The sequence below is a fragment of the Parachryseolinea silvisoli genome, from assembly GCF_021190955.1.
Taxonomy (GTDB): domain Bacteria; phylum Bacteroidota; class Bacteroidia; order Cytophagales; family Cyclobacteriaceae; genus Ohtaekwangia; species Ohtaekwangia silvisoli.
On sequence record NZ_JAIOAO010000002.1, the window covers coordinates 152,327 to 171,879 of the forward strand.

The following is a 19,553-nucleotide window of genomic DNA, read 5'->3' on the forward strand; positions in this document are numbered from 1 at the left end:
GGGTTTTACTTTCGTGCTGCACTTCCTAACGGTCGTAATCGTTTTAAAGCCCTACACAGCGATAAAATTCTACTCTTTTTCGGGAAATTCAAATAATATTCTGCGTGTGTTTGAACACAACGATAACCTACTATCAAAATAGGTCGTGTGCGGCCGGTGTGCGAGGAAACCTTGCGGGCAAATCTTGCGTCTTAGTTAAAAAGATGAGTGCTCCTTTTGATCATATCGCCGCACCGTACGACGCCGCTTTCCCGCAAGGCGCTGTCGGGCAATTGCAGCGTAAACACATTTGGGCATACCTGCAGCAAGTCATACACCGGCTGCCGGGCCTCGACATTCTGGAGCTGCACCAGGGCAGCGATGAAGACGCTTTGCTGTTTGGCTCCCATGGCTTCACGCTGGTGGCAACGGATGTAACCGAAGAAGTGGCGCGTGTCACAGAACCACCGTCGCGCCAATACTCCATGCCCTCGAAGATCAGCTCGCAGTGCCTCGATCCGTACCACCCCGAAGACATGCTGTTTGACAAACACTACCACCTTATCTTCTCGCACACCGGTGGGCTAAACGCTATGGACCCGGCATCGCTACAACGGCTGTTGCACCAGGCCGCCACCCTGCTGGCTCCCGGCGGGCGACTCGTTGCCGTCGTCATGCCCAAGTGGTGTTTGTGGGAAATGTTTTACTTCCTGGTCACCGGTCGCTTCCGGCGGATCTTCCGGCCATGGTCTGCGCGGCAGTCGGACGGTATCTCCCCTGTCTTACGCGAGTTTTTTTATACTCCCCGCCAACTGAAACAACTCGCACGGCATGAGTTTGAGGTCGTGGCGATAAAGTCCGTCGGGTTTGCACTGCCTCCGGTATGCTTAGAGAATGTTTTTAGTCCGCGCAAGAAACTGCTGAAATTCCTGAACCGGTGGGAAGAACGCCTCAGAAGATTTTCCTTCTTAGCCGGCATGGGCGACCGCTATATCATCGACCTGCGTAAACGTGCACCCCGTCAGCGCTAGCGTTATACGCATCACCCTACATCAGTCCATACTCTACCAGCACGGCGACCAGCGAGCCGGCCATGGCCACTGTAAGCTTCTTGGCATTGAACCGATGCGCCGGACTGCTCTCAAACACAATGGTTGTAGAGATATGCAGGAAGTTACCACACACCACGGCGTATAGAAAGATCATCCCCTCGCCCGTCAGAATTTCATACTCCGCCAACAACGTGCTAATCAAAAGCCCGAACGGCGCCGCCAACGAAAACCCTGCCAGATACGGTATCGCCCGCTTGCGCGAGCCGAACTGGTGCGCCAGTACCGTCATTAATGCAAAAGCCGCTGGTGCGCGGTGCAACGCAATGCCTAGTAGAATGGCGTGCACGTCGTACGGCACACCCATGGTCGCGGGTTGCGCCAGCATGCCTCCTTCCAGTAGGGCGTGAATACAAAGCGCCGTTAACAATACAATCGCCGACACCGACTGATGGGTATGCGTATGGTGTGAATGCCCCTGCTGTCCGGGCGCAATATGCCCGTGCATGTGACCGTGCTCGATACCCGCCGTGAAATACTCCAACATTTGTTGTAAAAAGAAACCTGCCAGCACAAAGAGGCCGATATACTCCATTCCCACCGGCTGGTGATATAATTCAGGCAGAATGTGAATGATCGTGATGGCAAACAGATACGCCCCGGCGAATACCAACAAGAGTTTAAAGCTTGTGCTCTTGCCGCCCGGCACCAGGAAAATGGCCAGGCCCGACAGCAGCGGTGTAAAAAACAAGACGAGTAATTTTAAGACCATATATAACGATGTGTGGTTTCAGGGTTGGAATGTTACTGCCCGGCGTATGCCCGGCGTGACATAGGTAGCCACCGTGCCATCGGCCGCGGTATAAAATAAGATCGCATCCAGGCCGGGCAATGTCTTCAACGCCTCGATCGTCTTCTCGTGCCCCATTACCATAAAGGCCGTATCCCACGCATCGGCCGTCGTGCAGTCAGATGCAAAGACCGATACGGCCAGCAACGGCAGGTCTGCCGGGTAGCCCGACTTTGGGTCGATGGTATGCGAATATTTCTTTCCGTTTATCTCCCGATAATTAAAGTAATTGCCCGCCGTCGTAAAGGACCGATTTTTCAGGGCTACATACACCTTGAAGAATTGATCGTCGCGCGTCGAGTTCGGATCAAGTATGCCGATCTGCCATGCCTTGCGCTTATTTATATTTTTGCCCTGCGCCATACCTTCGCCGCCCAGCTCCACCAACAGATCGCGCACACCCTTTGCCCGCAGGAAGGCCGTGATTACGTCGGCGCCATAGCCCTGCCCAATGCCGCCAAAGTCAAGTTGCACCCGCGGGTCGGTCTTCAACAGACTATCTGTCGTCAACTGAATTTTCTCTACGCCAACAAACGCACGGATCGAATCCACCATGACCTGGTCTGGCACCCGCGACCTGGCCGGCCCAAAGCCCCACGCATTGACCAGCGGCATGACGGTTGGATCAAACGCCCCACCTGAATGTCGTGCTGTTACCAACGACTGCTGCAAGACCGCCAGCAGGTGTGGGTCTTGTAATGCAATGCCCCGCGCGCTCTTGTTAAACTGCGACACGGCCGAGGCGGGATCATACGTATTGATACCCTGGTTCACCGCCCGCAGCAGCGAATCGATGGGCTCCTGGAAGTTCCGCTGCTGTTTGTCAAAGTAGGTAATATGATAGGTGGTGCCCATCGTGCGGCCCTCTACCCGCAAAGGTTCTTGTGCGGGGCCGGCACCCCACAACAGGGTAATGTGTGTTACAAACGCGAGGATCATGTAGAGTGGCGGACAAGTTACGTAAAATACAATATATGCAACGTTGTTGTATATGAGAACATCGGTTTGTTGCGGCTGGAGAGCGTAGAATTGCTACCTTCGTGAACACAAACGGTACTATGCGCGAAGATTACCTGAAAAGCGACGGAGGCGGATTGAATGGAACGGAGAAGGAGTTTGAAAAGGCTTTGCGCCCCCTGTCCTTTGAAGATTTTACCGGCCAGCACAAGGTTGTTGAAAACATAAAGGTCTTTGTACAGGCCGCCAAACAACGCGGAGAGCCCCTGGACCACGTCTTGCTGCATGGCCCTCCGGGCCTGGGCAAGACTACCCTTTCCAATATCATCGCCAACGAGCTGCAGGCCAATATCAAAATCACGTCCGGCCCCGTGCTCGACAAGCCGAGTGACCTGGCCGGTCTGCTGACCAACCTCGATACCAACGACGTACTGTTCATTGACGAGATCCACCGGCTCAACCCCGTGGTAGAAGAATACCTTTACTCGGCCATGGAAGATTTCCGGATCGACATCATGCTCGACTCGGGCCCCAATGCGCGCTCGGTACAAATCGGACTGAGCCCCTTCACACTGATCGGAGCTACAACACGCGCCGGCTTGCTCACCTCACCGTTGCGTGCGCGCTTCGGTATCAATGCCCGCCTGGAGTACTATGATTCAACGCTGCTAACGCGCATCGTCAACCGCTCGGCACAAATCCTAAAGACCCCCATCGAAGCCGACGCTGCTTTTGAGATCGCCCGCCGCAGCCGGGGCACCCCGCGTATTGCCAATACGTTGCTGCGCCGTACCCGTGACTTTGCCCAGATCAAAGGCAACGGGACAATTGATAAAAGCATCGCCCAGATCGCCCTCCTGGCACTGGATGTAGACGAGAACGGACTGGACGAAATGGACAACCGGATTCTCCTGACCATCATCGAAAAATTTAAAGGTGGCCCCGTCGGGCTTACGACCATTGCCACCGCGGTGGGCGAAGAAGCCGAGACCATTGAAGAAGTATACGAACCCTTTCTTATTCAAGAGGGCTACCTCAAGCGTACTTCGCGCGGTCGCGAAACCACCGAATTGGCATACCGCCACCTCAAGCTGCCGCCCCCCGCCAGCAAAGGCCCCGGACTTTTCGACAGTATAACCTAACCGCTGGCCGTCCTGCACTTTTTATTATATTTGATTTATCCTGAGTTTCTATATGAGAAAGATCTTCATCTATAGCAGCATCGCAGTTACTGCGCTCCTCCTCCTCTGGGCTTATTTTTGGATTGACGCGCTCTTCGGCTTCCTGCTCGTGGGCCCGCTTATCGTCATGGGCGTACAAGACATTGTACAAAAGAAACAATCTATTAAACGCAACTTCCCCTTGCTGGGACGGCTGCGCTATGTCTTCGAAGACATGCGACCGAAAATCCAGCAATATTTTGTAGAGTCAGATACCGACGGTGCCCCCATCAACCGCAACGACCGCTCAGTGATCTACCAGCGGGCCAAGCGTCAGGTAGACACTACTCCGTTCGGCACACAAATGAACGTCTATGCCGAGGGTTATGAGTGGATGAGCCACTCCATTGTACCGCTCGATTTTCACAGCATGGAGCATAGTCCCCGTGTGCTGATCGGCAACCGCGACTGTAAACAACCCTACGCCGCCAGCGTACTGAATATATCGGCCATGAGCTTCGGCTCCCTGAGTGCCAATGCCGTCGAGGCATTAAACTCCGGCGCCAAGCTCGGCGGCTTTGCACACAACACCGGCGAAGGCGGTCTTAGTCCTTATCATCTCAAGAACGGTGGCGATCTGATCTGGCAAATCGGCACCGGCTACTTTAGTGCCCGTGACGAGGCCGGCAACTTCTCGCCGGAGGCATTCCGCAAGAATGCCGCTAATCCCGAAGTAAAGATGATTGAGCTAAAGCTCTCGCAAGGGGCCAAGCCCGGCCACGGTGGCATCTTGCCCGGTAAAAAGAATACACCTGAAGTCGCCGCCATCCGCATGGTAAAGGCAGGCACTACGGTGTTCTCACCACCCTATCATAGCGCTTTTAAAACACCTCGTGAGCTGGTGCTGTTTATCCAACAACTGCGCGAGCTATCGGGCGGCAAGCCTGTGGGCTTTAAATTGTGCATCGGTCGCAAGAGCGAGTTCATTTCCATTTGCAAGGCCATGGTCGCGTTAGACATTTATCCCGACTTCATCACGGTAGACGGTGGCGAAGGGGGTACCGGCGCGGCACCACCGGAGTTCTCCAACTTCGTAGGCATGCCGTTGCTCGACGGCCTGGCTTTTGTCGACAACATGCTGAAAGGCTTTAACATCCGCCAGCACATTCGCATTGGCGCCTCCGGAAAAATTCTGACAGGCTTCCAGATCATCCGCGCCATAGCCCTGGGGGCAGACTACTGCAACAGCGCCCGCGCCATGATGATGGCGGTGGGGTGTATCCAGGCATTGGAGTGTCATAAAAATACGTGTCCTACCGGCGTGGCGACCCAAGATCCCGAACTGATGAAAGGACTTGACATTGACGACAAGCGCATCCGGGTGGCTAACTTCCATAAGTATACTGTTGAAAGCTTTGTGGAGCTGCTGGGCGCAGCTGGCCTCGACACTCCGGCCAAACTGAACCGCCACCAGATCAGCCGCCGTGTATTCACCAACAAGGTGCGCACCCTCGAGCAGATATACCCCTCCGTCAAGGTTGGCTCGATGCTGGAACCGGTCGTGCCGAAGCGCTATCAAAAGTCTTTCGCCTCCGCCAGCGCCGATAAATTTTAAACGACCTGGTTTTTTGAAGTAAAATATGCCGGATGCCTATAGAAGGCTCGACTGTTTTATTACCTTTGGGAATTAACCGCCAGTACACCGTGCATCGAAAGTTTTTTCCGCGAGATAAGAATTATGTACTCGAACAAGTACAGGTCTCCCTGGAAAATAACCTCCTGCAGTACATGGTGGACTACGTCAAGGTAGCCTATCTGTTGCGATTCAACCCCCTGGGTATTGTCGACGATACTACGTTGCGCATCCAGGACCATCCCACAAACAATTACGACCACCTGCACGAGTTCTATCTGATCCTGGCGGGCGTATACCGGTTCAAATACTACAGCGACAACCAGTTGGAGTTTATCTTCGACGGCCGCGACCCACGCGAAAAATACGAAGCAGAGTGGCCCGAAACATTCCGCCAATGGACCAAAGAGTTTTGTCGCCACGAGCAGTTCCTGCGGGCCATTCTTGAGCTGACCGTATTCTATCCGGAAGACTACACGCCTCAAATGGCAGGCCTGCGCCTAAGCTCCTTCATCACCAAGTTCTTCGAGGTGAAGATCGACTCTCAAAAAGGCATCCTCCGCATCCGGGTGGCTTAGCCGTTCCCGCCTCTTTCTCCCAACACCCAGCGCTCGATCTGCCGTGGGTAATGTTCATACTCTAATGCGTGCACCTTTACCGCAATAGCTTCGGCCGTATCGTCGGATGTTACCCCACAGCGTGCCTGGAACAGCACGGTGCCCTCGTCGTAATGTTCGTTCACTTCGTGAATGGTAATGCCTGTCTCCGCTTCGCCCGCTTGCTTCACGGCCGTGTGTACGTTCATGCCATACATGCCCTTGCCTCCATATGCCGGAAGAAGCGCCGGGTGAATGTTGATGATCCGGTCGGGGTACGCCTGTATCAGGTTACCGGGTATCAACCATAGAAAGCCTGCCAGCACCACGTGGGTCACGCCCCGCTCCTGCAGCCACTGAACCACCTCGGGTGTATTGCGAAACTGCTGGCGGTCAAATACTTTCGCCTCAATACCCGCCCGCCGGGCGCGTTCCAAGGCAAAGGCCGTTGGGTTGTTGCTCAACAACAGCACGACTTCGATCGTGGGGTGATGCTCGAAATAGGAAAAGAGATTTGCTGCATTGGTGCCGCTGCCTGACGCCAGGATAGCGATGCGGTATTTTTTTGCCATACGGACTGCAAAAGAAACAAAGACTTACATCTTTTAAAACATTGTTACCTTGCAGCTCAATCCCTACCCTCCATGGAACCGCAAACCTTTGGCACCAGCGTGAAACGCACCACGAAAAAAATCTTCCGGATCGTCCTGATCGCCGCCCTTGTGGTGGGCGTCGCGGTCTTCTCTTTTTATTATTGGGGAACGTATGAAGAAGGCGTTATGGCCGGCAAAATCCTGCGCGTGAGCGAAAAAGGGGTCATGTTTAAAACCTACGAAGGTAAAATCAACCTGGAAACGTTCGGGGCTCTGCGCGGCGCCAGTCCCATAGCAGAATCATTTGATTTTTCGGTGGAAAAAGGCGACCAGGAGCTCATTAAGCAATTGCAGGAAGTAGCCCTGAGTGGCGAACGTGTAAACTTGTACTACATCAAACGTTATGCACGTTTTTCCTGGCGGGGTGACACACCCTATTTTGCGGTACGCGTAGAACGACTACGTCAATAAAGCCTTACTTCTTTCGCCTCGAGCTCCTGGATGAGCTGCGATCTCTCTTCCATCAGCTTGATGATCTTATGGAGGTAGTCAATTTCTTTGCGGGAAAGGGCCAATTGGTCCTCAAAATCAGCCGAAGTGGCGGCAGGTGGAGCAGCCTGGGCGGCGGCATGCGGATCCACATAATATTGAAAAAAATTATGTTCCAATACTTGGGATATTTTCAGCAAAAGCCCCGTATCTAAGTGACGCTTACGGAAAATACGATAGACATTCTGGCGGACGGTTCCCAGGGAATCCGCAAAATCCGTCAGTTTCATTTGCTTACTGTCAAAGACTTCTTTGACTTTTTGCCCGATTTCGACAGGTACCATAACGTAATAAGTAACCTTTTACAAATATATGTAAAAAATTAGTTTACACTCCGACGAAGTTATGGGGTGATTGTCACCAATAATTTTACAACGTCATAAATTGTCGCTAAACTTGTACGCCCGAAACCCGGCAAAGCCCTTCTACTGTATGTCAAGTCCGTATTACCAGGATGAGTACGCAATCATTGAACTGGATGCCTCCATTCCCTGCATTCAGGTCACGCTAAACGGCATTCCACGCTTCAGCGAACACTATCAGCTTGTCCAAATAAAGCGGCTGGAGCTAATGCACCGTGAAAGAGCTAATTTTCCCAATCTTCAGATGCTGACCGACAGCCGCACAGCGGGCCCGGTACTGGACGAAGACGTACGCTATTTTAAAGACTATGTCTTGCCCTCTATGGCAGAGGCCGGCATACGCTACCTGGCCATCGTCATGCCCTCTAATAAATTTACCCAGCTCACGATCCGCGAAATGACCGAGGGCTCCGAGAAAGTATATGTACGGTATTTTGATGTGCTGGAAGAAGCCAAGCAATGGCTGAAAGAAATGAGCGCATAACACCACAAAACACCGTTGTTTTGTGTCAAACGTACATTATTTGGAGAAACGCTATATCCACATTGTTTTTATAGGGCATAGCATTATCTTGCGGAGTTAATAACCCTCGAACTCCCCCGTAAACCTTTATGTCAATGCGTTTGCCCTCCTAAACCTATGCAGGACCTCATCAGGAACCTACCCGCTGTTATTTATGAATATGCAGTGTATCCGGATGGAATAAGCCGGTTTACGTTCATGAGTGAATCTGCAGAGCCCATTTTAGGAGTATCTCCCAAAAAGGTAATGGAAGATGCATCCGTACTGGAAGCTATAATACACGAAGACGATCGTCCCGGTCTTACTGCCTCTGTTGAACAGAGTTTACAGGAGGGACGCGACTGGCACTGGGAAGGACGTGTACACGTACGCGGCGACATCCTTTGGATTGAAGCCCGCGCCAACCATGCTATAGAACCCGACGGCACCATTATTCGCCGCGGTGTAATACAAGATATCACCGGACGCAAAGCCTCCGCACGTGAAACCGAGCTGCGCTATCTCAACCTGGTTGAGCGACTGCCCATCGGCGTAGTCATTCACAAACAAGGCAAGCTCATCTTCGCCAACGTACAGGCGCACCAAATACTCGGCGCTAGAAAATCGCAAGGGCTGCTCGGCACCGATGTATTAAACTTTGTACACCCCGAGTATCATCCGCGCATTATGCGCCGCATGCGCGAAGTAGCCGAAGGTATGCCTTCGCCCATGGTCGAGCAACAATATGTACGCATGGATGGCCGCGTGATTGACGTCGAAACAATGGCGTCACCTTTTACCTTCCAGGGCGAGCCCTGTGTACAAGTCATTTTCCGCGATATTACTGAGCGCAAACAGACCGAAGAGCGTATCAAGAAAAATGAAACGCTGCTGGCACAGCTGTTCCAGAATGTACCTATGGCCGTGGTGCTATTGACGGAGACCGGTAAAGTAGAGCAGGTCAACAAAGGCTTCGAAGAAATGTTTGGCTTTACCCTCGACGAGCTGAGGGGAAAAAGCATAAACGACTTCATCGTGCCCGAAGAGCTGGTGCACGAAGGTGTTGACCTGAACAACCTTATTACCAGCAGCCGCATTGTGAGCATCGAAACCATTCGCAAGCACCGCAGCGGCAAGTTGGTAAATGTGATACTCTACGGCATGCCTGTGATGATGGAGAACCAAACCATCGGCATCTACGGCGTATACGTTGACTTTACCGATCGCAAGAAAGTAGAAGAAGAGCTCAAGATCAGAAATACCGAGCTTGACAATTTTGTCTATAAAGTATCGCACGACCTGCGCGCGCCGTTGTCGTCCATCCTGGGTCTTGTAAACCTGGCCCGCCTGCCCGGCAATACCGACAACCCAATGGACTACATTGACATCATCGGCGAAAAGGTGGAGCACCTCGACCATTTTATCGGCGATGTACTCAGCCACTCCAAAAACCTGAAGATGGACATCACCACCAGTCAGGTAGATTTTGAACAGATCATCGAGCGTACGTTCAAAGACCTGAACTACCTGCAAGGTGCAAAAGACATGGAGCGCAGCGTCAAGATTTCGGGTATTGCTTTTTACAGCGACCCATGGCGTATTTCCGAGATCTTCCGCAACCTTATTTCCAACGCCATCAAATACCGGCAGCTGAACATCGAGCGGCCCGAGATCCGTATAAAAATACTGATCGACCAGCGCCGCGCCGAGATTAACTTCTCCGACAACGGCATCGGTATTGACGACGTCAGCCTGGCGAAGATCTTTGAAATGTTTTACCGCGCCACCGAGCAATCGGATGGCTCGGGTATTGGATTATATATTGTAAAGAACGCGGTCGATAAACTGGGTGGACAGATCAACGTTTCCAGCCAGGTGAACCAGGGCACACGGTTCAGCATTATCCTGCCCAACCGCATCAGTAATATTGTCCTGGTGAATACGCCCCAGGCAGTGGACGATCAATCATGAAAATCGTAGAAGTAATAACAGCGGCACACGCGCGCGAATTTATTGAGTTTGCAGTAAGGCTTTACAAAGATCACCCGGTTTGGATACGTCCCCTCGACGCCGATATAGACAATGTCTTTGATCCCGAAAAGAACAAAACCTTTCGTCATGGCGCATGTATACGCTGGCTGCTGCAAGACGACGCCGGCCAAACCATCGGCCGCGTAGCCGCCTTCGTTAACGAAAAGATCGTACACAAAGGCAACGACCAGCCTACGGGGGGCATGGGCTTCTTTGAATGTATTGAAGATCGTGCCGCCGCGTTCGCACTACTCGACCAATGCAAGACCTGGTTACAGGCCAAAGGCATGGAGGCGATGGACGGGCCCATCAACTTTGGCAGCCGCGACCGCTGGTGGGGGTTGCTCATCGAGGGGTTTGACCACGAGCCCAACTACCAGTGTAACTATAACTTTCCATACTACCAGCATTTCTTCGAAGCCTACGGCTTTCAGGTATACTTCTACCAGCTGACCTTCGCACGCGGAGTGCAAGGCCCGCTATCGCCCCGGCTGGACGAAAAAGCTGCGCTCTGCCGGCGCGACCCGAACTACGACTTCCGCTACCTGAAAAAGCAAGAGCTGGGCAAGTTGGCCGAGTATCTGCTCACCGTATATAACAAGGCGTGGGCCAACCGTTCGGAAAACCCCGAGCTCACCATGGCACAAGCCAAGCTGCTTGTGCAGCAGATGAAACCCATTCTCGACCCCAAGCTGCTGTACTTCGGCTTCTACAAAGGCGAACCCGTGTCATTCTTTCTGTCGCTGCCCGAGATCAACCAGATTTTTAAATACGTCGACGGCAAAATGAACTGGCTGGGCAAGCTCAAGTTTGTGTGGCATACACTTTTGAAAACAAACAAGAAGGCCTTTGGCATCCTGTTCGGCGTAGTGCCCGAGCACCAGGGCAAAGGTGTGGACGGGGCCATGATTACTTACGCCCGGGACGTGTTGCAGCCCGACGGACGCTATACGCAGTACGAAATGAACTGGATCGGCGACTTTAACCCTAAAATGATCCTGGTCGTAGAGCAAGTGGGCGGCGAGGTGTCTAAGCGCCACGCCACGTACCGTAAGCTTTTTGACGAGACCAAACCCTTCCGGCGGGCACCAATCCTTAAATGACCAGCCCGGGCGTTTCGCCGTTAAACTTCTTTTCATGGATGCTTGTTTATCGCTAAACTTGCAGCCCGAAGAAAACACATGAAAAGCAAAACCGGAGTCCTCCTGATCAATCTGGGTACACCCGACAGCCCCTCGGTAAGCGATGTCCGTTCCTACCTGTCGCAGTTTTTGAACGATCCCCGGGTCATAGACATCCCGTGGCTGCTGCGCAAAATCCTGGTAAACCTCATCATCGTGCCCTTCCGGGCTCCGAAATCGGCTAAGATCTACCAGAAGCTATGGACTGCCAATGGCTCTCCACTGCTGTACTACAGCGAGCGTGTCAAGACCCTGCTCGACGACTCGCTCGGCGACGACTACGAAGTGCACCTGGCGATGCGGTATAAAAATCCGTCGATTCCCGCCGTACTGGAAACGATGCGCAAAAAGCATTACGAAAAGATCATTGTGCTGCCCATGTTCCCGCAGTACGCTTCGGCCTCCACTGGCTCTGCCCTGGAAGAGGTGATGCGCGTGCTGCGCACCTGGTGGGTGATTCCTGAAGTGAAATTCATCAGCCAGTACTACGACCACCCGCTCTTTATTGAAGCCTTTGCCGAGCGGGGCCGCAAATACAACATCGCCGACTACGACCACGTGCTGTTCTCCTACCACGGCCTGCCCGAGCGCCAGGTCGATAAAGTGTATGACGAAGGCGCCTGTAAAGACCACGACTGCGAACATTCCATTACCGAAGACAACCAGTACTGTTACAAAGCGACCTGCTATGCCACCACGCGTCTGCTAGCCGCTAAGCTGAACATACCCGCGGAGAAATACACAGTCTGCTTCCAGTCACGCCTGGACAAAAAATGGCTTATGCCCTTCTCGGACGAAGTAGTGCGCCAATGCGGCGACAAAGGCATGAAAAAAATCCTGGCCTTCTCCCCGGCCTTCACCGCAGACTGCCTCGAAACCATCATCGAGATCGGCGATGAGTACCAGGAGATCTTCCACGAACACGGCGGAGAGAAAGTACAGCTGGTGGAAAGTTTGAATGATAGCGCGCTATGGATTGACTGCTTACGCGATCTGGTGAAAGGACATTAATAAAGCATAACGCCAATAGCCTATAGAAACAAAAAAGCCCGACCAATTTGGCCGGGCTTCTTCTTTATAGGCTTTTGCTATTAGCTACCGCAAGCCTCGCACGCATCGGGATTATCGAGCGAGCAAGCCATGTCAGAAAGCTTTTGATCATAGGCGGACATTGTGTTACCGTAGGCCAGCGTTTGTTGCTGTACATCGGCTATCACCGGCTCGGCAACAGCCACAGGCGCTTCAACACCTTCATTTACCGGGGCCGTCACGGTTGCCACTTCTGCAGCAGCAACTTTGTCCAGCGTGAACTTGATTGCGTCAGCGGCAGCAGTAGTACGCAGGTAGTACATGCCGGTCTTCAAACCTTTCTTCCAGGCGTGGAAGTGCATCGACGTCAACTTGCCGAAGTTGGGGTTCGTCAAGTGAATGTTGAGGCTCTGCGACTGGCAGATATAAGCACCACGGTCTGCAGACATATCGATAATCGACTTCTGGGAGATCTCCCATACAGTCCGGTAGATATCTTTAATATTCTGCGGAATCTCGGGAATGTTTTGGATCGAACCATTGGCAGCGATCAGTTTCTGACGCATGGTTTCGCTCCACAGGCCGAGGCTCATCAGGTCTTTCATCAGGTGTTTGTTCGCGATGATGAATTCGCCTGACAGGGTACGACGGGTATAGATGTTCGAAGTATACGGTTCGAAACACTCGTTGTTACCGAGGATCTGCGACGTAGACGCTGTCGGCATCGGTGCCACCAGCAGCGAGTTGCGCACACCGTGCTGCTTCACTTCGCGTTTCAGGTTTTCCCAATCCCAGCGACCGCTTTTCGGCGTCACACCCCACATATCGAATTGGAAGATACCTTTCGATACGGGTGAACCTTTGAAGGTTTCGTATGGGCCGTGGACCTTGGATTCCTCCATAGAAGCTTCCATGGCGGCAAAGTAGATGGTCTCGAAAATATCTTCGTTCAGGCGGCGAGCCTCTTCTGAGTCGAACGGCATGCGCAGCAGGATGAACACGTCGGCAAGACCTTGTACACCCAGACCGATCGGACGGTGACGCATGTTTGAGTTGCGTGCCTCCGGTACCGGGTAGTAGTTGATGTCGATTACCTTGTTCAGGTTGCGCGTTGCTACCTTGGTGATTTCGTATAGCTTCTGGTGATCGAAACGACCTTCCTCTGTTACAAACTTCGGCAGGGCAAGCGATGCCAGGTTACATACCGCTACTTCGTCCGGCGCTGTGTACTCGATGATCTCGGTACACAGGTTGCTCGACTTGATCGTACCCAGGTTTTTCTGGTTCGACTTACGGTTGGCGGCGTCTTTATATAGAATGTATGGCGTACCCGTCTCGATCTGTGACTCCAGCACTTCGAACCACAGGTCTTGTGCTTTCACCTGACGACGGTAGCGTCCTTCTTTTTCATATTTCTCATACAGGCGCTCGAAGTCCTCGCCCCATACCTCGGCCAGGCCAGGTGCTTCGTTCGGGCAGAACAACGACCACATTTCGTTGTTTTCCACACGCTTCATGAACAGATCGGAGATCCACAGGGCGTAGAACAGATCGCGCGCACGCATCTCTTCTTTACCATGGTTTTTCTTCATGTCCAGGAAGTCGAAAATGTCGGCGTGCCACGGCTCCAGGTAAATGGCGAAGCTTCCCTTACGCTTTCCACCACCTTGGTCAACATAACGTGCTGTCATGTCGAAGTTACGCAGCATCGGCACGATGCCGTTCGAGTTTCCACCCGTTCCTTTGATGTAAGAACCCTTCGCGCGAATGTTGTGGATGCTCAACCCGATTCCACCAGCGGATTGAGAGATCTTCGCACATTGCTTCAGGGTGTCATATATACCGTCGATGCTGTCGTCCTGCATGGTCAGCAGGAAACATGAAGACAGCTGCGGCTTCGGCGTACCGGCGTTGAACAACGTCGGCGTCGCGTGCGTAAACCATTTTTCAGACAGCAGGTTGTAGGTCTCAATGGCCGCGGCGATATCGTCGCCATGGATGCCTACCGCTACACGCATCAACAAGTGCTGCGGGCGTTCTACGATCTTACCGTCGACCTTCATCAGGTACGAACGCTCCAGGGTCTTGAACCCGAAATAGTCGTAAGCGAAGTCGCGGTCATAGATGATCGCAGCGTCCAGCTCGGCAGCATGCTCTTTAATCACACGATATGTTTCTTTCGAAACAAGCGGTGCATTTTGGCCCGTTTTCGGGTCAATGTACGTGTACAGTCGTTTCATCGTGCTGGAGAACGACTTGCTCGTGACCTTGTGCAGGTTTGACACGGCAATACGGGCTGCCAGCTTGGCAAAATCCGGATGTTTGGTGGTCAACGTCGCCGCGATCTCAGCAGCAAGGTTGTCCAGTTCCTGGGTAGAAACGCCGTCATACAGGCCATTGATCACCTTCATGGCCACTTCAACAGGATTGATGAACTTCGGATCTAATCCGTAGCAGAGTTTTTCGATGCGAGCGGTGATTTTGTCAAATTTTACCGACTCTCTGTGTCCATCGCGTTTTACTACAAGCATCGTGGAAAAAGGGGGAGTTAAGGGTTGTTGTGGAAAAAGTTAAAAAAGTGTCTTAAGGTAATTAAAAATCTTGTCTTAATTCTTAATTAAAAATCTTCGTTTAGCGAAAATTTCGGAGCGGAATGATCCTTTTCACTGCTCTTCAATACACCAGCCTTCTGGTATTCTGCTACACGTTTTTCAAAGAAGTTGGTTTTGCCTCTCAGCGAAATCATATCCATAAAATCGAACGGATTCGTCGCATTGTAGATTTTCTTACAACCCAGCTCATCCAGCAAACGATCGGCAACAAACTCGATGTATTGGCACATCTGGACGGCGTTCATACCGATCAGGTTCACCGGCAATGCATCCGTCACAAATTCTTTCTCAATCGCCACAGCGTCACGGATAATGTCCGTAACCGTTTGCTCTGGCAATTTGCTTACAACGTGTTGCGTATACAGGTGGCAAGCGAAGTCGCAGTGTAAACCTTCGTCGCGCGAAATTAATTCATTGGAAAAAGTCAGGCCAGGCATCAGACCACGTTTTTTGAGCCAGAAAATGGAGCAAAAAGACCCCGAGAAGAAAATGCCTTCTACGGCAGCAAACGCTATCAGACGTTCCTGGAAGTTACCCTGATCAATCCAGCGTAGCGCCCAGTCAGCTTTCTTCTTCACACAGTCCATTGTATCAATGGCGTTGAACAACTTGTCCTTCTCGCGGGCGTCTTTTACATAGGTATCGATCAGCAGGGAATAGGTCTCTGAGTGTATGTTTTCAATGGCGATCTGGAAGCCGTAGAAAAACTTGGCTTCTGTGTATTGTACCTCCGACACAAAGTGCTCGGCCAGGTTCTCATTTACAATGCCATCGCTGGCCGCAAAAAACGCCAATACATGGCTGATGAAATGACGTTCGCCGTCATTCATAGCCTCCCAGTCGCGCAGATCCTGGCTGAGGTCAATTTCCTCGGCCGTCCAAAAGCTAGCCTCTGCCTGTTTATAGAACTTCCAGATGTCATGATGACGAATAGGAAACAGTACAAAACGGTCCTTGTTTTCCTTTAAAATAGGCTCATCATGCTCTTTCTGGCTCATAATAAATAGGGTTTATGGGTCTACCAAAATATCAAAAAAGGCGAGCATCCGTCGGAACGAACACCCCCGTATCAAAACCTGTAAAATGCTTGTTTGCTTAGAAGTCCGGCGGCTGCCAGACCTTGATCAGCTTCAAGTGTACAAATGAAATAGAACCATTCTAAAAATCAAAACGCGGTTTTTAAGCTGAATTCAACAAATGTGGATAACTTGTTGATGCATTGTGGACAGATAAGTTCCTGTAAAATAACCGTTTAGTAACTGGATTTTTCAGGTAGATTTAAGGTATATATCAGTCCAAAAAAAAACACTTTTTTTTTCGGTCCCGAATGGGGTAAAATGTGGGTAAAAGCCACGATAAACGGCGGAAAAAATGTGGATAGATATTCTATCTCGCAGGCCGTCAGGAAGTATTCTGGCGCCGGGTGTTAAAATTCTCAATTTTTTCTCTACCTTTGCAATCCAATTTTAAAATAGCATATGTACGCGATTGTAGACATTGCAGGTAAACAGTTCAAAGTGGCTAAAGATCAATACATCTATGCCCCCAAAATGGACGGAGAGGCCGGAGCTTCTGTAAGCTTTGACCGGGTTCTTCTCGTTGATAATGGTGGTGATATTTCTATTGGCGCCCCTACTGTAGCAGGAATTACCGTATCCGGTAAGATTCTGGAACACGTGAAAGGCAATAAAGTTATTGTCTTTAAAAAGAAACGCAGAAAAGGCTATGTCGTGAAGAACGGCCATCGCCAACAGTACACCAAAGTACAAATCGAAAGCATTGGTTAACCCTTAACGATCTCTATCCATGGCACATAAGAAAGGCGAAGGTAAAGTAAAGAACGGCCGCGAATCAGAAAGCAAACGCCTTGGCGTTAAAATCTTCGGAGGTCAGAAAGTTATTGCCGGTAACATTATCGTGCGTCAGCGCGGTACAAAACACCACCCGGGCAAAAACGTAGGTATTGGCAAAGACCACACCCTGTTCGCATTGACGAACGGCGTAGTAGTCTTCAAAAAGGGCAGAGCTGAAAAGTCTTTCGTTTCAGTTGAGCCTGTTGTTGCTCAAGCATAAGACATTGCGCTTTTAATTTTATAAGCAAAAAGGCTCCCAAAAGGAGCCTTTTTCTTTTATACCTATTTCTTTAAATCCCGGCTTACGCCAGGGCTTCCACCGATTTGATCTCGCCCGGCATCATGCGCGTAAAGAGATTTTCAATACCCGCCTTCAGCGTCACCATCGACGAAGGACAACCGCTGCAAGAACCTTGTAGCTTCACCTTCACCACCCCTTCATTAAAAGAGTGGTAGGTAATTGCGCCACCATCTTGCTCCACCGCCGGACGAATGTATTCTTCCAGAATCGTTTTGATCTTACGGATTGTGTCGGTCTCCTCTTCTGCCGGAGCGTCGTCACCTTCCTTAATGTCGATAATATACTTACCCTCTTCCAGGTATTTTTTAATGTGATCCTTGATCGTGTTCTGGATCTCCAACCATTCTACGTCACCTTGTTTCGTAATGGTAATGAAGTTGCTGGCAAAGAACACCCGGCCTACAAACGGATACGAGAACAGCTCTACTGCAAGCGGCGAAATAGACGCGCTGGCTACATCCGGAAAATCGAAGCTCATCGTTTCCGGTACCAGCATTTCGTTCACCACAAACTTGAGCGAATTCGGGTTAGGGTTTGATTCCAGGTAGATGTGTATGTTTTTGGGCGCAGCCTGTAGCATGTTTCTAGTGTTTATACGATGGGAACAAATTTAACGAATTTAAGTTCGCGCCCAGCAAATCCTTTCGCCGCCGTGCCCCCAACTTTTCCTATATTGCCGGTTCAAAAACAAACGGTTGTTCACCTAAACCATTCGTAATCTTGACACAGAAGGGGATTTTACGACTCGCAGTTAGCACTGTAAGCATCGCTGCCGCACTACGCATAGCTCATTTTTTAACCTCCGGCATTCCAGATTATGCGCTTCTTGTTACCAGCTGGCTGGCCCTGGAAGTTGTCCTCCTGGCCGCCATCGACCGGGTAACGTCGTTCAAAACCAACGCCCTACTCGTTTTTGTGCTTTTTACACTTTCGCTGGCACTGCACCTGGTCCATTCCTACGCCACGCCGATACCCGACCTTGTTCTGGCAGGTTCACGCTGGGTAACGCTGGGCGCCATCGGGTCCCTGGCCTTTAAGAAAAACTCGATCACCGGTTGGATCATCGCCAGCATGTTCATTGGCTGTGAAGTAGGCTATATATTCCCGACCATTGCGACCAACCTCGATGTACTCAGCAGCATTTTCCTCCGCCTGATCAAAACCATCATCGCACCGCTTATCTTCTCTACCCTGGTAGTCGGCATTGCCGCACACTCCAACCTCAGGCAGGTAGGGCGCATGGGGTGGAAAGCCATCCTATATTTTGAGGTCGTCACCACCATTGCCCTTTTCATCGGCCTGGCCGCCATCAACTTGACCCGTGCGGGCGAGGGTGCCGAGATGAAACCCCAGCAGGCACAGATCGAGCGCGCGGAAAAGCTCAAGGCCCAGGAAAAATCCAAAGACCAACACCACGTTATACTCGATATCTTTCCTGAAAACATTGCGAAGGCTGTCGCCGAAAACTATGTGTTACAGGTCGTCGTCTTCAGCGTACTCTTCGGCATTGGCCTGGCCAAAGTCACCGACGACGCGAAGAAAAAACCGATGCTGAATTTTGCCGAGAGCCTATCGGAAATCATGTTTAAGTTCACCGATATGGTCATGTACGTAGCACCTTTCGCCGTGGGTGGTGCACTGGCCTACTCCGTCGCGACCTTCGGCTTTGGCATGCTCAAGAATTTGTTCATGCTCGTCGGCACACTATACATGGCATTGATTGCCTTCATAGTACTGGTGTTAGTACCGATTGGTGTGATCATCAAATTGCCCTTCCGGAAATTTATTCGTGCCATTTCCGAGCCGGTATCGATCGCCTTCGCCACCTCCACCAGCGAAGCCGCCTTACCCAGCGCCATGGAAAACCTGGGCAAGTTTGGTGTACCCCGTAAAATTATATCGTTCGTATTGCCCACGGGCTACAGCTTTAACCTCGACGGCAGCACACTATATTTATCGTTGGCATCTGTATTCATAGCACAGGCCACCGGCGTCGACCTTACGTTTGGACAACAAATATACATGGTGTTTATTCTGATGCTGACAAGCAAAGGCGTAGCTGGCGTACGCGGCGCTTCATTCCTCATTCTAGTCTCCACACTGGATACCATGGGTCTGGACTCTCAGAAAGCCACCGCTATTCTCGCAGTCGATGCTATTATGGATATGGGGCGAACAACCGTGAACGTCATCGGCAACTGCCTGGCAACAGTCGTTGTCGCCAAATGGGAAGGTGAATATTCCGCCACCGCAGGCGATGGCACATTTGATTAAATAACAACAGCCCAAACACAGCGTGAGTATGAGAGCGAAGCA

Annotated in this window: 19 protein-coding genes; 12 read left to right on the plus strand and 7 right to left on the minus strand. The window is 51.4% G+C overall.

Features of this window, described 5'->3' with window-relative positions; genetic code table 11:
• Window positions 1–203 precede the first annotated feature (203 nt).
• On the plus strand, window positions 204–1,010 hold the full coding sequence (locus K7P01_RS10385) for a methyltransferase domain-containing protein (protein ID WP_267292639.1): 807 nt from the start codon (window positions 204–206) through the stop codon (window positions 1,008–1,010).
• Between the two features lie 16 nt (window positions 1,011–1,026).
• On the opposite strand, the gene K7P01_RS10390 is transcribed toward K7P01_RS10385, so the two are convergent.
• Together K7P01_RS10390 and K7P01_RS10395 are read right to left on the minus strand one after the other, a co-directional pair.
• Window positions 1,027–1,800: a ZIP family metal transporter gene (locus K7P01_RS10390; RefSeq protein WP_267292640.1), complete on the minus strand. Its 774-nt coding sequence runs from the start codon at window positions 1,798–1,800 to the stop codon at window positions 1,027–1,029.
• Between the two features lie 18 nt (window positions 1,801–1,818).
• Window positions 1,819–2,817, minus strand: coding sequence for an FAD:protein FMN transferase (locus tag K7P01_RS10395; RefSeq protein ID WP_267292642.1), 999 nt, complete (start codon window positions 2,815–2,817; stop codon window positions 1,819–1,821).
• Between the two features lie 119 nt (window positions 2,818–2,936).
• On the opposite strand from K7P01_RS10395, the gene ruvB reads away from it, so the two are divergent.
• The 3 genes from ruvB to K7P01_RS10410 all read left to right on the plus strand — a co-directional run bounded on the left by ruvB (window position 2,937) and on the right by K7P01_RS10410 (window position 6,206).
• Entirely contained in the window at window positions 2,937–3,977 is a 1,041-nt protein-coding gene (ruvB, locus tag K7P01_RS10400; RefSeq protein ID WP_267292644.1) for a Holliday junction branch migration DNA helicase RuvB, read from the plus strand.
• A gap of 52 nt (window positions 3,978–4,029) precedes the next feature.
• On the plus strand, window positions 4,030–5,610 hold the full coding sequence (locus K7P01_RS10405) for an FMN-binding glutamate synthase family protein (RefSeq protein ID WP_267292645.1): 1,581 nt from the start codon (window positions 4,030–4,032) through the stop codon (window positions 5,608–5,610).
• An 89-nt stretch (window positions 5,611–5,699) separates the two neighbouring features.
• Complete coding sequence (locus K7P01_RS10410) at window positions 5,700–6,206, plus strand: hypothetical protein (RefSeq protein ID WP_267292647.1); 507 nt, start codon at window positions 5,700–5,702, stop codon at window positions 6,204–6,206.
• On the opposite strand, the gene purN is transcribed toward K7P01_RS10410, so the two are convergent.
• Entirely contained in the window at window positions 6,203–6,796 is a 594-nt protein-coding gene (gene purN / locus K7P01_RS10415) for a phosphoribosylglycinamide formyltransferase (RefSeq protein WP_267292649.1), read from the minus strand. The two genes, K7P01_RS10410 and purN, sit on opposite strands and share 4 nt — an antisense overlap.
• Before the next feature lie 72 nt (window positions 6,797–6,868).
• Here purN and K7P01_RS10420 point away from each other — a divergent pair, with 72 nt between their 5' ends.
• Window positions 6,869–7,288, plus strand: a complete 420-nt coding sequence (locus K7P01_RS10420; protein ID WP_267292651.1) for a hypothetical protein — start codon at window positions 6,869–6,871, stop codon at window positions 7,286–7,288.
• On the opposite strand, the gene K7P01_RS10425 is transcribed toward K7P01_RS10420, so the two are convergent.
• A complete protein-coding gene (locus tag K7P01_RS10425) occupies window positions 7,282–7,650 on the minus strand; it encodes a hypothetical protein (protein ID WP_267292653.1) in 369 nt (122 codons plus the stop codon). The genes K7P01_RS10420 and K7P01_RS10425 overlap by 7 nt on opposite strands.
• Window positions 7,651–7,798: 148 nt before the next feature.
• Here K7P01_RS10425 and K7P01_RS10430 point away from each other — a divergent pair, with 148 nt between their 5' ends.
• From K7P01_RS10430 to hemH, 4 genes are all read left to right on the plus strand, one after another.
• Window positions 7,799–8,212 (plus strand): hypothetical protein, encoded by a 414-nt coding sequence (locus tag K7P01_RS10430; protein ID WP_267292655.1) that lies wholly within the window; start codon window positions 7,799–7,801, stop codon window positions 8,210–8,212.
• 156 nt (window positions 8,213–8,368) lie between these two features.
• Window positions 8,369–10,201, plus strand: a complete 1,833-nt coding sequence (locus K7P01_RS10435; RefSeq protein ID WP_267292657.1) for a PAS domain-containing sensor histidine kinase — start codon at window positions 8,369–8,371, stop codon at window positions 10,199–10,201.
• Window positions 10,198–11,364, plus strand: coding sequence for a hypothetical protein (locus K7P01_RS10440; protein ID WP_267292659.1), 1,167 nt, complete (start codon window positions 10,198–10,200; stop codon window positions 11,362–11,364). The genes K7P01_RS10435 and K7P01_RS10440 overlap by 4 nt, the downstream gene beginning before the upstream one ends.
• 78 nt (window positions 11,365–11,442) lie before the next feature.
• Window positions 11,443–12,453: a ferrochelatase gene (hemH, locus tag K7P01_RS10445; RefSeq protein ID WP_267292661.1), complete on the plus strand. Its 1,011-nt coding sequence runs from the start codon at window positions 11,443–11,445 to the stop codon at window positions 12,451–12,453.
• Window positions 12,454–12,533: 80 nt separating this feature from the next.
• On the opposite strand, the gene K7P01_RS10450 is transcribed toward hemH, so the two are convergent.
• Together K7P01_RS10450 and K7P01_RS10455 are read right to left on the minus strand one after the other, a co-directional pair.
• Window positions 12,534–15,002, minus strand: a complete 2,469-nt coding sequence (locus tag K7P01_RS10450; RefSeq protein ID WP_267292663.1) for a ribonucleoside-diphosphate reductase subunit alpha — start codon at window positions 15,000–15,002, stop codon at window positions 12,534–12,536.
• An 86-nt stretch (window positions 15,003–15,088) separates the two neighbouring features.
• Window positions 15,089–16,081: a ribonucleotide-diphosphate reductase subunit beta gene (locus tag K7P01_RS10455; protein ID WP_267292665.1), complete on the minus strand. Its 993-nt coding sequence runs from the start codon at window positions 16,079–16,081 to the stop codon at window positions 15,089–15,091.
• Between the two features lie 480 nt (window positions 16,082–16,561).
• Between K7P01_RS10455 and rplU the strand changes: the two genes are divergently transcribed.
• Window positions 16,562–16,870, plus strand: coding sequence for a 50S ribosomal protein L21 (gene rplU / locus K7P01_RS10460; RefSeq protein ID WP_254087790.1), 309 nt, complete (start codon window positions 16,562–16,564; stop codon window positions 16,868–16,870).
• Window positions 16,871–16,889: 19 nt separating this feature from the next.
• Window positions 16,890–17,156 (plus strand): 50S ribosomal protein L27, encoded by a 267-nt coding sequence (gene rpmA, locus K7P01_RS10465; RefSeq protein WP_254087791.1) that lies wholly within the window; start codon window positions 16,890–16,892, stop codon window positions 17,154–17,156.
• An 82-nt stretch (window positions 17,157–17,238) separates the two neighbouring features.
• Here rpmA and K7P01_RS10470 read toward each other — a convergent pair whose 3' ends face one another.
• Window positions 17,239–17,817 (minus strand): NifU family protein, encoded by a 579-nt coding sequence (locus K7P01_RS10470; RefSeq protein ID WP_267292669.1) that lies wholly within the window; start codon window positions 17,815–17,817, stop codon window positions 17,239–17,241.
• 140 nt (window positions 17,818–17,957) lie between these two features.
• Between K7P01_RS10470 and K7P01_RS10475 the strand changes: the two genes are divergently transcribed.
• Window positions 17,958–19,511, plus strand: coding sequence for a dicarboxylate/amino acid:cation symporter (locus K7P01_RS10475; RefSeq protein ID WP_267292671.1), 1,554 nt, complete (start codon window positions 17,958–17,960; stop codon window positions 19,509–19,511).
• The last annotated feature ends 42 nt before the right edge of the window (window positions 19,512–19,553 follow it).